Source organism: Sphingopyxis granuli NBRC 100800, assembly GCF_001591045.1.
GTDB classification, from domain to species: Bacteria; Pseudomonadota; Alphaproteobacteria; order Sphingomonadales; family Sphingomonadaceae; genus Sphingopyxis; species Sphingopyxis granuli.
The window spans coordinates 1-12,800 of record NZ_BCUA01000024.1; the positions used below are offsets into that span (position 1 = coordinate 1).

Here is a 12,800-nt window from a genome sequence, read left to right on the forward strand (position 1 = left end):
GGCTTTCGCCGGGGAACAGTTCCTGACTTGCCTGAAGGGTGTATATGCCGATCGAGTCCGGGATGACGGAATTTGGGGAACGCTCGCCGCCCCTTTAAAACCGCTCCGTCAGAAATCGATCTGCGTCCGCAGTCCGAACGTATCCGCCGAATAATCGCGGTCGCCCGCCGCCGTCGCGATGCGTGCGTCGTCGATCCACAGCCTGCCGTAGTTGGCGGTGATGCGGACATAGTCGATCGGTGCCCAGACCAGCCCGACCAAGGCCGCTCTCTGCCGTCCCCCGGCGATGCCCGCATCATTGAGGTCGAGATGGTCGTACCGCGCGTTCACTTCGAACGCGCCGATCCCGCCCGCGGTGATCGGGCTGGACGGTTTCAGCCGGTCGAAGGCGCCGTCCTTATAGGTCCGGCTCTCGCCCGTCAGCACCATACCGACCTCCGCATAGCCGCCGAAGAAGGTCGGATCGGGAAGCCCTGGCCGCCGCACCGTCTGCCAGAAGGTTTCGCCCGCGGCATGGAAAGGCCCCGACAACAGCGCCGCCTCCAGCCCCAGCCCGCGCTCGCCGGTAGCCGCGATCGCGCCGGTATCGACCAGCCGGACGTCGGTGGTGTGCGCGAACGGGCGCGCGCGATAACGGGTCGTCGCCGCGGAATCGTTGAAGTCGCGCCAATGCGCCGACCCGCCGAGATGAAGTTGCGTGTCGCCGAACTTCGGCATCCACACGGCGCGGCCGTCGACGCCGAAACTGTTGTTGGCATCGTCGAGCAGATCGTTGGCATTGTCGCCGAAGACGCCCGCCTGCGCGAGGAATGCCTTGCCCTTATACTGCGCCGACAGCCCCAGACGGCGTTCGAATCCGAACGCCTGGGTGAAGGCGGCACGCTCCATGACGCTGGTGAACAGGTCGCTCGTCATCTCGTCGAGCGACCAGAAGGGTTTGACCTGCCCCACCGTGACCGACAGCGGTCCGGGACCATAGGTGAGGTAGACGTCGGTCAGTTCCACCGAACCGTTCGCCAGATCCGCCTCGATCCGATAGGAGAAACCGCCCGGAATCTTGCCGTCGACGCCCAGATAGACACGGCGGAATTCGCTCCCGATACCACCGCGGTTCCCGGTTGCGCCGGGCGTGTCGATGCCCGCAACGTCGATCTGCACCCGCCCGCGCGGCTTGAAGCTCCACCCGTCGGCATTGCCGATCTCGGGCGCGCCCTTCCACGTCGTCACCGGTGCGGCGGATGCCGCGGGGGCCGGTGCGGAGGCGGAAGGCGACGCGCCCGGCGATCCCGCGTCCGCCGCATCGAGCCGCGCCTCCAGCCTCTCCACCTGCGTCCGCAGCGCGGCAAGTTCCGCGCGGAGCGCCGAAGCCTCGTCGGCGGTCATGGCCTGGGCGTGCGCGGTTGCAGGCAGACAAAGCATCGTGGTCGCGAGCAGGGCCGCTGGACAGGCGAGGCGCATCGAAATCGCTCCATTGCGAAAGGGTGGCTATTCGGGGGGGCCGTATGACCGATAGATGACAGTTGCACGTCATTTGAATGACATTTCGATGAATATCGCCCTTGTGTCCTTCCCCCTTGCCAGCACGGCCCGAACGGCTAAGGACATCCCCGTTTTCTTCCGCAACGCTTCGCGGACGGCTCAATTCAGGAGATCATCATGGCGATCAAATTCGACGGACGTGTAGCCATCGTCACCGGCGCCGGCGGCGGGCTGGGCCGCGCCTATGCGCTCGAACTCGCGCGGCGCGGCGCAAAGGTCGTCGTCAACGACCTCGGCGGCGCGCGCGACGGCACCGGCCATTCGGACGCCGCGCTGCAGGTGGTCGAGGAAATCCGCGCCGCCGGCGGCACCGCCATGTCGAACGGCGGCAGCGTCACCGAATATGAACAGATGGTCGAAATGGTCGCCAAGGCGAAGGAAGAATGGGGCGGCGTCCACGTCCTGATCAACAACGCCGGCATCCTGCGCGACAAGAGCTTCGCGAAGATGACGATGGACGACTTCGACCTCGTCGTGAAGGTTCACCTGCTCGGCAGCGCCAACGTCACCAAGGCGTGCTGGGACATCATGCGCGACCAGGCCTATGGCCGCATCCTGATGACCGCCTCGTCGACCGGCCTCTACGGCAATTTCGGCCAGGCCAATTACGGCGCGGCGAAGCTCGGCCTGGCCGGCCTGACCAAGACGCTGCATCTCGAAGGCGCGAAATACAACGTCCGCTGCAACACGATCGCCCCGGTCGCGGGCACGCGCATGACCGAGGATATCTTCCCGCCCGAACTGTTCGAGAAGTTCACGCCCGAAAACGTCGTGCCCGCCGCGCTGTTCCTCGTCAGTGAGGACGCCCCGACCAACATGATCGTCGGCGCGGGCGCCGGGGCCTTCCATGCCGCCTATGTCACCGCCACGCCGGGCGTCGCGCTGCCCGAGGACGAGCGCACGCCCGAGGGCATCGCCGCGGCATGGGAGAAGATCATCGACCGCAACGGCGAAATCGTCCCGCAATCGGGCAGCGAGCAGTCGATGATCGTGATGAAGGCGTTGCAGGCGCTGGGCTGACGCGAAAAACCCTCCCTGTCGCATGGCGATGGGGAGGCCGCAGCGCTTCACCGTATTGACACACTAACACGCTCATGCGATAACCGTCGCGGGGCAAGGGGATCGGACGAAAGGACGACCCCGATGTATAGTGAAAGCGACCTGCAAGCCGCGGTCGATGCGAAGGTGTTGACGCCGGAAGCCGTTCAGGCTTTTCGGTCGCATGTCGCATCGGTGCGCGACGCCCCCGGAGCGGACGAGGAATCCTTCCGCCTCATCACCGGATTCAACGATATTTTCGTCAGCATCGCGGCGGTCATCCTGCTCGTCGCGGTGGGCTGGATCGGCGAATCGATCCACACGGCGCTCGCGGGCGCCTTCGTCGCGGCGTCGGCGTGGCTGCTCGCCGAATATTTCACCCGGCACCGCCGGATGGCGCTCCCCAGTATCGTGCTCGTCCTCGCCTTTTCGGGCGGCGTCTGCGCGGCGATGCTCGGTTTCTTCTTTCGGCACGGCGAGGCGCTGTTCGGTCCGCGTCTCGGCGACACGGCCGGCGCCCTGCTGATCGGCGGCATCGCGCTCGTCACCGCGGCGGCGACCTGGCTGCACTGGAAGCGCTTCATGGTGCCGATCACCGTCGCCGCCGGCACCGCCGCGCTCGCCGCGACGGCGGTCGCGCTGATCCTGTCGGTCGTCGGCAGCTTCGGGTCGCCCGACCTGGTGATGGCGCTGGTGCTGGTCGCGGGGCTCGGCGTCTTCGCGCTCGCCATGTGGTGGGACCGCAGCGACCGCACGCGCACGACGCGCCGCAGCGACGTCGCCTTCTGGCTGCACCTGCTCGCGGCGCCGATGATCGCGCACCCAATCTTCCATCTGCTCGGCGTGACGCAGGGCGACGATATTTCCAGCGCCGCCGCGGTGATGGTCGTCGGCATCTATGTGCTGTTCGGGCTGATCGCGCTGGCGGTCGACCGCCGCGCGCTGCTCGTTTCGGCGCTCGCCTACGTGCTCTTCGCGCTGACCCAGCTTTTCCGCACCTTCGGCGCCGTCGAACTCAACGTCGCGCTGACCGCCTTCGTGATCGGATCGGCGCTGCTGCTGCTTTCCGCCTTCTGGCAGAACGCCCGCGCGGTGATCGTCGCGATGCTGCCCGCCGGGCTGGCGGAACAGCTTCCCGCTACGATCCGCCCACAACCAGCTTCATAAGCTTGCGCTCGACGGGGGCGAGCACATTCGTCAGCTCGTCCCCGCGCTTCAGCACCGCCCCGCCCTCGGACACCAGCGCCCACATGCCCTGGCGGCTCCGCAAGGCGGGGCGTTTCTCTATGCGATATTCGGGACGCTCGGCGCTGCGGCGAAAGGCGGAGAAGATCGCGACGTCGTGATGGAAGTCCATCGCATAGTCGCGCCACTTCCCGGCCGCGACCATGCGGCCGTAGAGATCGAGGATGCGGGTCAGTTCGTGCCGGTCGAACACCGTCTGCCGCGGAGCGGCGCGACCGGCGAAGGGGAGCGGCGTGACCGTCCCCATCAGGCGCTTTTCCGACCTCCCTTGCGCCGCGGCGCATTGTCCTCGGCCCCGTCGGCATCGCGTTCCGCGATCAACGCGGCGAGCTGCTTCTGAAGCTGGTCGAGCTGGCACTGGAGCAGCTCGATCTTCTGCGTAGCCGGATCGAAGGTTTCGCTGCACGGCGTGCCATAGGGCACGAACTCGCGCGCATATTCGGTCGCATCGACCAGCGTCGAGCGCGCCGGAATGCCGACCATCACCGCGCCCTCGGGCACGTCCCTGGTCACCACGGCGTTGGCGCCGACACGCGCGCGCGCGTTGACGACGACCGGCCCCAATATCTGCGCGCCCGATCCGACGATGACATCGTCGCACAGCGTCGGGTGCCGCTTGCCGCCGATGCCGTTGGCGGGATCGGTGCCGCCCAGCGTCACGTCCTGATAGATGGAGACATTGTCGCCGATCTCCGCCGTTTCGCCGATGACGACGCCAAAGCCGTGATCGATGAACAGATGGCGGCCGATCGTCGCCCCCGGGTGGATATCGATCCCGGTCAGCCAGCGCGCCAGATGATTGACGAAGCGGGCGAGGAAGAACAGGTCGGCCTCGAACAACCAGTGCGCGATGCGGTGCATGCCGACCGCGAGCAAGCCCGGATAGAGCAGGATTTCCCAGCGGGTCCGTGGCGCGGGGTCGCGCGCCTTGATCGAATCCAGATAGGCGACGAGCCCGTTGAACATCGCATTTTTCCCCTGCGACCCTGTCTTGTTCGCGGCAAGATAGAGGTTCGGCGGGCGCATTTCCACCCCCGGCGCCGCACTTTCGTCAGCGGCCCAGAAGCCCGATCCGGAAAAGCAGCAGTTCCTCGCGGCGCCAGCGGCGCTCGCCCCCATGCGCGGCGATCGCCCCAGCCCAGCGATCAAGCATCAGCAGCGCGCGATGACCGACGGCGGCCCGCGACGGTCGCGGACGGTCGCGGGCATCGGCGAACAGCCGGTGCGCCGCCTCCGCTTCGCCCTGCAATGTCGCTGCCCAGACGAGGCCCCAGCGCTCACCGCCGCCGCCGCCCGACAGAGCGAAAAGCGCCGTGCCGAAGTCGCACGCGGCCGCGCTCCGTACCGCACCATCGTCGGCAAGCAGCAGCGCCTCGGCGGCATCGGGAAGCGCGCCAAGCCCGGCCTTCCCCGCCCAGTCCGTCTGCAGTTCGGCGAGCAGCGGCTCGCCCTTCGGCAGCGCGGTCGGGTCGTTTTCGAGCGTCGCCATCATGTCGCGCCACCAGGCGAGCTTGATCTGCGCGATCAGCGGCTCGCGCGCATCGCGGACCAACTTGCCCAGCCGCTCGGCCAGCGCCCACAGCGCCGTCATCGCGGCGCGGCGGTCGCGCGGCACGGCGACCATGACGCGCGGATCGCGCAGGTCGGGATAGAGGCTTGCCTCGGATTCGTCGTCGCCGGTCATGTGCGGCGCGCTATCATTTCAAAGCCGTCATTGCGACCTCGACACACTCATCGCTTGCCGCCCGACCGTCGCCCCGCCTCCGCGCGGGCGACGGTCATGGCAAAGATGCGGTCAACCGCGGTTGCACGCGGCCTTCACCGCCGCGATCACGCGCGGCGTGTCGACCAGCGCCGCCTTTTCGAGATTGGCAGCATAGGGCAGCGGCACATCCTCGTCGGTCACACGCATCACGGGCGCATCGAGATCGTCGAAACCCTGCTCCATCGCGACCATCGCCAGTTCGCTGGCGATCGAGCAGGTCGGCCAGCCTTCCTCGACGACGACCATGCGGTTCGTCTTCTTCAGGCTGGCGAGCACCGTCGCGGTGTCGAGCGGGCGCAGCGTGCGCAGGTCGATGACCTCTGCGTCGATGCCCTCGCCCGCCAGCGCCTCAGCCGCCTCGAGCGCGAGCCCGACGCCGATCGAATAGCTGACGATGGTAACGTCATTGCCTTCGCGCATGATCCGCGCCTTGCCGATCGGCAGCACATAATCCTCGACGTCGGGAACCTCGAAGCTGCGGCCATAGAGCAACTCGTTCTCGAGGAAGACCACCGGGTCCTCGCTGCGGATCGCGGCCTTGAGCAGCCCCTTGGCATCGGCCGCGTCATAGGGCGCGATCACGATCAGGCCGGGGACGCTCGCATACCACGGGGCATAATTCTGGCTGTGCTGCGCCCCGACGCGCGACGCGGCGCCGTTGGGGCCGCGAAACACGATCGGACAGCGCATCTGTCCACCCGACATGTAATTGGTCTTTGCCGCCGAGTTGATGATGTGGTCGATCGCCTGCATCGCGAAGTTGAAGGTCATGAACTCGATGATCGGACGCAGTCCGCCCATCGCCGCGCCGGTGCCCAGCCCGGCAAAGCCATATTCGGTGATCGGCGTATCGACGACGCGCCGCGCCCCGAACTCGTCGAGCAGCCCCTGCGTGACCTTGTAGGCGCCCTGATATTCGGCGACCTCCTCGCCCATCACGAAGATGCGGTCGTCGGCGCGCATTTCCTCGGCCATAGCATCGCGCAGCGCCTCGCGGACGGTGAGCTTGACCATCGCGGTGCCGGCGGGAATGTCGGGGTCCGCGACCTGCGCCTTCGCCTTGACGGCAAGCTGATCGGTGCCCGATTCGGCCTTCTTCGGCGCCTCCGCGCTCTCGCTCTTCGCCTCGGCCGCCGTCGGCGCCTGTTCCGCGGGAGCGGGGGCGGGGGCAGGCCCAGTTGCCGGAGCGGCCTCCTCCCCCTCGCCCGCGATCAGCGCGATCACCGTGCCGACCTTCACATTGTCGGTCCCTTCGGCGATCAGGATCTGCGCGACCGTGCCTTCGTCGACCGCTTCATATTCCATCGTCGCCTTGTCGGTCTCGATCTCGGCGAGAATGTCGCCCGACTTCACTTCGTCGCCTTCCTTGACGAGCCATTTGGCGAGCGTGCCTTCTTCCATCGTCGGCGACAGCGCCGGCATCTTCAGTTCGATCGCCATCTCAATATTGCTCCACCAGCACATCGGTATAAAGGTCGGAAAGCTCCGGTTCCGGCGCGCTTTCGGCGAAGTCTGCGGCCTCGTTCACGACCTGGCGGATTTCCTTGTCGATCTCCTTGATCTTTTCCTCGCCGATCCCGGCATCGAGCATCAGCTTCTTCAGCCCCTCGATCGCGTCCGACTTGTCGCGCACCGCCTGCACCTCTTCGCGGCTGCGGTATTTGGCGGGGTCGGACATCGAGTGGCCGCGATAGCGATAGGTCTTGAGTTCGAGCAGGATCGGTCCCTTGCCCGCGCGCACCCATTCGAGCGCCGCCTCGGCCGCGCCGCGCACCGCGAGCACGTCCATGCCGTCGATCTGCATGCCGGGAATGCGGAAGCTCTCGCCGCGGCGATAGAGCTGATCCTCGGCCGACGAGCGGTTGACTGACGTGCCCATCGCATACTGGTTGTTCTCGATCACGAAGATGATCGGCAGCTTCCACAGCTCGGCCATGTTGAAGCTTTCGTACACCTGACCCTGGTTCGCGGCGCCGTCGCCGAAATAGGCCATGGCGACGCCGCCGTCGCCGCGATATTTGTGCGCGAAGGCAAGACCGGTACCGAGCGCGACCTGCGCGCCGACGATGCCGTGACCGCCATAGAATTTATGCTCGACGCTGAACATGTGCATCGAACCGCCCTTGCCGCGCGAAATGCCCGCGGCGCGGCCGGTCAGTTCGGCCATGATCACCTTGGGATCGATGCCATAGGCGAGCATGTGGCCATGGTCGCGATAGCCGGTGATGACGCTGTCCTTGTCGCCGTCGAGCGCCGATTGCAGGCCGACCGCGACGGCCTCCTGCCCGATATAGAGGTGACAGAAGCCGCCGATCAGGCCGAGGCCGTAGAGCTGGCCGGCCTTCTCCTCGAAACGCCGGATGAGCAGCATCTCGCGATAGAATGTCTCGAGTTCCTCCGGTGTCGCCTCATAGGGGGCGGGATCGCGCGGTGTTTCGCGGTTGGACGTGGGGGCTGGGGTGGATGCAGTTTTTTTTGGCGCGGCAGTCTTGCGCGCAGGTGCTTTGGCCAAGGCGGTTTCCTTTGCGTTTAGCCGTTACGGCAAGGCCTCCTATAGGACTGCCCAGCCATGATTGGCAACGCCCGCTTCGGGCCGCCCGATATGCCTTTCCGGGTTTCTCCGTCCCGTCGGGACGTCTAGGTCTGTGACCTAGGGCTTTTCCGATCCGTCCATCGGAATGATCACCTCGTCCTGGTGATTGACGCCCAGTTTCTCGCGCACATATTCGTCCGCCAGATCGGGGTCGACGCGCCGGCGATCGAGCAGGTTGACGCGGTTCTGCAGTTCGTTCTGCTTCTTGGCCAGTTCGCTCAGCACGACGCGCTTCTTCTCGACCGACTGGCTGTAGTCGCCCCAGGCGTAGAGCCCGGTCGGACCGAAGATGATATAGCCGATCATCGCCAGCACCGCGATCAGCGCCACGGCGGGACCGACGGCCCGGCTCATCGACTTGCGGAATTTGTGGCGCTGCGTCATTCGGGCGTTGAATCACAAGTGATTCCAGACGTCAAGCGGCATGATGCGATCCTCCTCCGCCTTCGGACGAAACAGGCGGGAACCGGGCTTGCGCGGGGCAAAAGCCTGTGGGAAGACGCCCGAAATGAGCAGCCATCACGATGATCGCGTCCGCGAACAGTTCGGCCCGACCGCCCGGTCCTATGTCACCAGCGCCGTGCATGCGACGGGGGACGATCTTGCGCGGATCGCCGCGCGCGCCGCGGCGTTGCGTCCGCGGCGCGCGCTCGACCTCGGTTGCGGCGGAGGCCATGTCGCCTATGCGATCGCGCCGCACGCGGGTGCCGTCACGGCGTGCGACCTGTCGTCCGACATGCTCGCGGCGGTCGAAGCCGAAGCCGCGCGGCGGCAGATCGGCAATATCGAGACGATCGTCGCCTCGGCCGAAGCCCTGCCCCTTCCCGACGGCGGCTTCGATTTCCTCGCCTGCCGCTTTTCGGCCCATCACTGGCGCGACGCCGAGGCGGGGCTGCGCGAAGCGCGGCGCGTGCTGGCGCGCGGGGCCCCGGCCCTGTTCATCGATATCGTGTCCCCCGGCGAAGCCGCGCGCGACACGCACCTTCAGTCGGTCGAGCTATTGCGCGATACATCGCATGTCCGCGATTATTCCCAGGCCGAATGGGCCGCGATGCTGACGCGCGCCGGCTTCTCGGTCGGCGCCGTCGTCACGGCACGGCTGCGAATGGATTTCGCCGACTGGACCGCGCGCATGCGAACGCCGTCCGTCCAGGTCGAAGCGATCCGCGCGTTGCAGGCAGCGGCGAGCGATACGGTCGCGCGCCATTATGCGATCGAGGCCGACGGCTCCTTCACGATCGACATGGCGCTGTTCGAAGCCGCGTAGCTCAACCGAAGATCGACGCACCCGGATAGCGCGCCATATCGCCCAGTTCCTCCTCGATGCGGATGAGCTGGTTGTATTTGGCGAGCCGGTCGGACCGCGCGAGGCTGCCGGTCTTGATCTGGCCGCAGTTGGTCGCGACCGCGAGGTCGGCGATCGTCGCATCCTCGGTCTCGCCCGAACGGTGCGACATCACCGCCGTGTAGCGCGCGCGATGCGCCATATCGACCGCGTCGAGCGTCTCCGACAGCGTGCCGATCTGGTTGACCTTGACGAGCAGCGAATTGGCGAGCCCGCTCTTGATCCCCTCTTCGAGGCGCGCCGGGTTGGTGACGAACAGGTCGTCGCCGACAAGCTGGCACCGGTCGCCGATCAGATCGGTCAGCGCCTTCCAGCCGGTGAAATCATCCTCGCTCATCCCGTCCTCGATCGACTTGATCGGGTAATCCCTGACCAGCGCCGCGAGATAATCGGCCATTTGTTCGGGGGTCAGCGACAGGCTTTCGCCGCTGATCTCATATTTGCCGCCCTTGAAGAATTCGGTCGCGGCGCAATCGAGCGCCAGCACGACGTCGCTGCCCAGCTTGAACCCGGCCTGCTCGACCGACGCGGCGATGAAGTCGAGCGCGTCGCGCGTCGAGGCGAGGTTCGGGGCAAAGCCGCCCTCGTCGCCGACCGCGGTCGCGAGCCCCTTTTGCGCGAGCCCCTTCTTCAGCGTGTGGAAGATTTCGCTGCCCCAGCGCACGGCATCGGCGATGCTGCTCGCGCCGACCGGCATGATCATGAATTCCTGCACGTCGATCGGATTGTCGGCATGCTCGCCGCCGTTGATGATGTTCATCATCGGCACCGGCAGGGTACGCGCCGACACGCCGCCGACATAGCGGTAGAGCGGCAGGCCGCGCGCATCGGCCGCGGCCTTCGCGGCGGCCAGGCTGACGCCCAGGATCGCATTGGCGCCGAGGCGACCCTTGTTCGGCGTGCCGTCGAGGTCGATCATCGCCATGTCGAGGTCGCGCTGATCCTCGGCCTCCATGCCGATCAGCGCCTCGGCGATCTCGCCGTTCACCGCCGCGACGGCCTTGGTCACGCCCTTGCCCAGATAGCGCGCCTTATCGCCGTCGCGCAGTTCGACCGCCTCGTGCGCGCCGGTCGAGGCGCCCGAGGGCACCGCGGCGCGGCCGAAGCTGCCGTCCTCCAGCAGCACATCGACTTCGACGGTGGGATTGCCGCGGCTGTCGAGGATTTCGCGGCCGTGGATGTCGATGATCGCGGTCATGGGTCGGGTCCTGTTGAAAAGGCCATCGCTGGCCGGATGAGGAAGGCGCCCGCCTGTTATCGACGCCGCGCCGGCAAGGCAACCGGTGCCGCGGGAATTTTCGCGGGAAATTCGCGGCGCTATGGAACCATTCGGCGCGCCTTGCTATATAGTGGGGACAGGATCATCGACGGCACGGCAGGCGTGGCGTTCGACACAGATGAAGAGGATGACGTGATGGCCAAAGCCGCTACTCCCGCGACGAAAAAGGCTGCTCCCCGCGCCAAGGCACCGGCAAAGGCCGGTGCGACCAAGGCTGCCCCGGCTCGCAATCCCGCGACCGTGAAGGCGGCGAAGGACCATCCGATCCGCGATCAGCTTGCCGCGACGCGCGACACGATCAAGACCGAAGCCGGCAAGAAGGCCGCCTCGCTGAAGGACGAAGCGACGACGCTCGCCAACCAGGCATCGACGAAGGCCCGCGACGCGGCAACCAAGGGCAAGGACAAGGCCGCCGAAGCCGTCGGCAGCCTCGCCAAGATGCTCGAGGACAGCGCCGGTACCGTCGACAGCAAGTTCGGCAAGCAATATGGCGACTATGCCCGCTCGGCGGCCTCGACCGTCGCGGGCCTCGCCTCGACGCTCGACCAGAAGGACCTCGACGAACTCGCTGCTTCGACGCGCGATTTCGTCAAGAAGAGCCCGGCGGTTGCTGTCGGCGCCGCGGCGGTGATCGGTTTCGTTCTCGCCCGGATGCTGAAGGGCTCGAACAACGGCTGATCTGTCTTGCCGCCGCACGATCCCGACACGCCGCCCGCCTCCGATAGGCGCGCCTTCGATGGCGTAAGCCACGGTTACGCGCCCAACGGTCCCGCCGCGCCGCCGCCACCGGTGCCGCTCGAGGACATCGTCCGCGATGTCGTCGACAATCTGTCGACGACCGCCAGAGCGGAACTGGCGCTGCTCGAAGCACGCGGCGCGCTCGCCGGACACGGGGTCAAATGGGCGTCGGCTTGGGGTTTCGTCGCCGCCTGCGCGCTGCTCGTGGCGATGCTGGCGGTGGCGTTCGGCGCGATCCTGGTCCTCGCCCCGCACGTCGGACCGCTGCTCGCGACGCTGATCGTCTTTGCGTCGCTGATCGCGCTTGCGGGCTTCGCCGGCTGGCGCGCGAAGGTCAGCGTCGGCGATGTCAGGACGGCGCTGCGCCGCGATCTGATGCACGAGGGAGACGACGACTGATGCCCGCATCGCGCAACCGCCTGATCAACGCCGCGCGCCGGTCGATGATGCAGCGCGCGCAGCTGCGCCGCAAACTGGACGTGGCGCAGCAGGCCTTCAAACCGCAGGCGCTCGTCGATCGCGGCAAATATCGCCTGAGCGCTGCGGTCGACGACACCGCGCACGCGGTCCGCAAGCAGTTTCGCGACAACCGCCTGCCGATCACGCTGGCCGCCGTCGCCGGGCTCGCATGGATGTTTCGCGAACCGATCAGAACGTACGCCCCCACGGTCGGGCGCAAGGCACGCGATCTCGCGAACGCGCTCGCCGAACGACTGCGCCCCGCCGACACGGCCGCGGACGAAAGTGCACAGACGATGGAGAATGACGATGAAGCCCTTCGGTGAGACCGCCCGCGACGCGCAGGCGAAAGCGAATGAACTTGCGGAGAAAACCGCCGAAAATGCCCGCGCAACCGCCGAGGCGGCTAAGGCGCGCATCCAGGAAGGCTATGGCCGCGCCCGCGCGGCGACGAGCGAGCTCGCGTCCAAAGGCCGCGAACAGGCTGACGCGGCACGCGAGGCCGCTGAGCAAGCCTATGAGAAGGGCAAGGCCCAGGCGAAGCGTGCGGGCGGCAAGCTCAAGACCGTGGCCGAGGAACAGCCGCTTGCCCTGCTCGCCGGCGCCGCGGCGGTGGGGGCTCTGCTCGGCTCGCTGCTGCCGAACCGCGGGGATTCCGAATAGGCCGTCATCCGCACTGAGCCGGCGCGCTGAGCCGGGAGCGCCGAAGCAGGTCCGCGGTGGCCTGCTGCGACCATGGTGGCCCCTTGCCGTAACGGCGCGGGGCTGTTAGGGGCGCGCCCTTCCCTCCCCAGCGCTG

At 67.0% G+C, this 12,800-nt stretch carries 15 protein-coding genes; 7 read left to right on the forward strand and 8 right to left on the reverse strand.

All coding sequences use genetic code 11. The features are described 5' to 3' along the window. Positions 1-108: 108 nt before the first annotated feature. Positions 109-1,383 carry an OprO/OprP family phosphate-selective porin gene (locus SGR02S_RS07895; protein ID WP_255211418.1) on the reverse strand — a complete coding sequence of 425 codons (1,275 nt, stop codon included), beginning with the start codon at positions 1,381-1,383 and terminating at the stop codon, positions 109-111. Positions 1,384-1,656: 273 nt separating this feature from the next. Between SGR02S_RS07895 and SGR02S_RS07900 the strand changes: the two genes are divergently transcribed. After that, a complete protein-coding gene (locus SGR02S_RS07900) occupies positions 1,657-2,559 on the forward strand; it encodes an SDR family oxidoreductase (RefSeq protein ID WP_067107670.1) in 903 nt (300 codons plus the stop codon). Between the two features lie 123 nt (positions 2,560-2,682). Continuing rightward, on the forward strand, positions 2,683-3,744 hold the full coding sequence (locus SGR02S_RS07905) for a hypothetical protein (protein ID WP_067107673.1): 1,062 nt from the start codon (positions 2,683-2,685) through the stop codon (positions 3,742-3,744). Here the strand turns inward: SGR02S_RS07905 and SGR02S_RS07910 are convergent. The 6 genes from SGR02S_RS07910 to SGR02S_RS07935 form a co-directional block, all read right to left on the reverse strand. Next, positions 3,716-4,069, reverse strand: a complete 354-nt coding sequence (locus SGR02S_RS07910) for a DUF2794 domain-containing protein (protein ID WP_067107677.1) — start codon at positions 4,067-4,069, stop codon at positions 3,716-3,718. The genes SGR02S_RS07905 and SGR02S_RS07910 overlap by 29 nt on opposite strands. Beyond that, entirely contained in the window at positions 4,069-4,788 is a 720-nt protein-coding gene (epsC, locus tag SGR02S_RS07915) for a serine O-acetyltransferase EpsC (protein ID WP_067107799.1), read from the reverse strand. Before epsC ends, SGR02S_RS07910 begins: the two co-directional genes overlap by 1 nt. 85 nt (positions 4,789-4,873) lie before the next feature. Next, a complete protein-coding gene (locus SGR02S_RS07920) occupies positions 4,874-5,506 on the reverse strand; it encodes a hypothetical protein (protein WP_067107680.1) in 633 nt (210 codons plus the stop codon). Between the two features lie 111 nt (positions 5,507-5,617). After that, on the reverse strand, positions 5,618-7,027 hold the full coding sequence (locus SGR02S_RS07925; RefSeq protein ID WP_067107684.1) for a pyruvate dehydrogenase complex E1 component subunit beta: 1,410 nt from the start codon (positions 7,025-7,027) through the stop codon (positions 5,618-5,620). Between the two features lies 1 nt (position 7,028). After that, complete coding sequence (gene pdhA / locus SGR02S_RS07930; protein WP_067107687.1) at positions 7,029-8,099, reverse strand: pyruvate dehydrogenase (acetyl-transferring) E1 component subunit alpha; 1,071 nt, start codon at positions 8,097-8,099, stop codon at positions 7,029-7,031. Positions 8,100-8,237: 138 nt separating this feature from the next. Beyond that, positions 8,238-8,564: an FtsB family cell division protein gene (locus SGR02S_RS07935; RefSeq protein WP_067107690.1), complete on the reverse strand. Its 327-nt coding sequence runs from the start codon at positions 8,562-8,564 to the stop codon at positions 8,238-8,240. A 124-nt stretch (positions 8,565-8,688) separates the two neighbouring features. Between SGR02S_RS07935 and SGR02S_RS07940 the strand changes: the two genes are divergently transcribed. Beyond that, positions 8,689-9,447, forward strand: a complete 759-nt coding sequence (locus SGR02S_RS07940) for a class I SAM-dependent methyltransferase (RefSeq protein ID WP_067107693.1) — start codon at positions 8,689-8,691, stop codon at positions 9,445-9,447. A gap of 1 nt (position 9,448) precedes the next feature. Here SGR02S_RS07940 and eno read toward each other — a convergent pair whose 3' ends face one another. Further along, positions 9,449-10,723, reverse strand: a complete 1,275-nt coding sequence (eno, locus tag SGR02S_RS07945; protein ID WP_067107695.1) for a phosphopyruvate hydratase — start codon at positions 10,721-10,723, stop codon at positions 9,449-9,451. 216 nt (positions 10,724-10,939) lie between these two features. Here eno and SGR02S_RS07950 point away from each other — a divergent pair, with 216 nt between their 5' ends. Genes SGR02S_RS07950 through SGR02S_RS07965 form a run of 4 tightly spaced genes read left to right on the forward strand, consistent with a single transcriptional unit; the run spans position 10,940 to position 12,664 of the window. Continuing rightward, positions 10,940-11,482, forward strand: coding sequence for a hypothetical protein (locus SGR02S_RS07950; protein WP_067107802.1), 543 nt, complete (start codon positions 10,940-10,942; stop codon positions 11,480-11,482). A 6-nt stretch (positions 11,483-11,488) separates the two neighbouring features. After that, on the forward strand, positions 11,489-11,941 hold the full coding sequence (locus SGR02S_RS07955; protein WP_067107697.1) for a phage holin family protein: 453 nt from the start codon (positions 11,489-11,491) through the stop codon (positions 11,939-11,941). A gap of 44 nt (positions 11,942-11,985) precedes the next feature. After that, the gene (locus tag SGR02S_RS07960; RefSeq protein WP_243469403.1) at positions 11,986-12,327 is read left to right on the forward strand and encodes a hypothetical protein; all 342 of its coding nucleotides are present in this window, start codon (positions 11,986-11,988) and stop codon (positions 12,325-12,327) included. Next, positions 12,311-12,664, forward strand: coding sequence for a hypothetical protein (locus SGR02S_RS07965; RefSeq protein WP_067107805.1), 354 nt, complete (start codon positions 12,311-12,313; stop codon positions 12,662-12,664). Before SGR02S_RS07960 ends, SGR02S_RS07965 begins: the two co-directional genes overlap by 17 nt. The last annotated feature ends 136 nt before the right edge of the window (positions 12,665-12,800 follow it).

What these genes read in the sequence shown, in the direction of transcription:
- SGR02S_RS07895 (WP_255211418.1), bottom strand. Translation starts at nt 1,383, where the DNA reads ATGACCGCCGACGAGGCTTCGGCGCTCCGCGCGGAACTTGCCGCGCTG.
- SGR02S_RS07900 (WP_067107670.1), top strand. Translation starts at nt 1,657, where the DNA reads ATGGCGATCAAATTCGACGGACGTGTAGCCATCGTCACCGGCGCCGGC.
- SGR02S_RS07905 (WP_067107673.1), top strand. Translation starts at nt 2,683, where the DNA reads ATGTATAGTGAAAGCGACCTGCAAGCCGCGGTCGATGCGAAGGTGTTG.
- SGR02S_RS07910 (WP_067107677.1), bottom strand. Translation starts at nt 4,069, where the DNA reads ATGGGGACGGTCACGCCGCTCCCCTTCGCCGGTCGCGCCGCTCCGCGG.
- epsC (WP_067107799.1), bottom strand. Translation starts at nt 4,788, where the DNA reads ATGTTCAACGGGCTCGTCGCCTATCTGGATTCGATCAAGGCGCGCGAC.
- SGR02S_RS07920 (WP_067107680.1), bottom strand. Translation starts at nt 5,506, where the DNA reads ATGACCGGCGACGACGAATCCGAGGCAAGCCTCTATCCCGACCTGCGC.
- SGR02S_RS07925 (WP_067107684.1), bottom strand. Translation starts at nt 7,027, where the DNA reads ATGGCGATCGAACTGAAGATGCCGGCGCTGTCGCCGACGATGGAAGAA.
- SGR02S_RS07935 (WP_067107690.1), bottom strand. Translation starts at nt 8,564, where the DNA reads ATGACGCAGCGCCACAAATTCCGCAAGTCGATGAGCCGGGCCGTCGGT.
- SGR02S_RS07940 (WP_067107693.1), top strand. Translation starts at nt 8,689, where the DNA reads ATGAGCAGCCATCACGATGATCGCGTCCGCGAACAGTTCGGCCCGACC.
- eno (WP_067107695.1), bottom strand. Translation starts at nt 10,723, where the DNA reads ATGACCGCGATCATCGACATCCACGGCCGCGAAATCCTCGACAGCCGC.
- SGR02S_RS07950 (WP_067107802.1), top strand. Translation starts at nt 10,940, where the DNA reads ATGGCCAAAGCCGCTACTCCCGCGACGAAAAAGGCTGCTCCCCGCGCC.
- SGR02S_RS07960 (WP_243469403.1), top strand. Translation starts at nt 11,986, where the DNA reads ATGATGCAGCGCGCGCAGCTGCGCCGCAAACTGGACGTGGCGCAGCAG.
- SGR02S_RS07965 (WP_067107805.1), top strand. Translation starts at nt 12,311, where the DNA reads ATGAAGCCCTTCGGTGAGACCGCCCGCGACGCGCAGGCGAAAGCGAAT.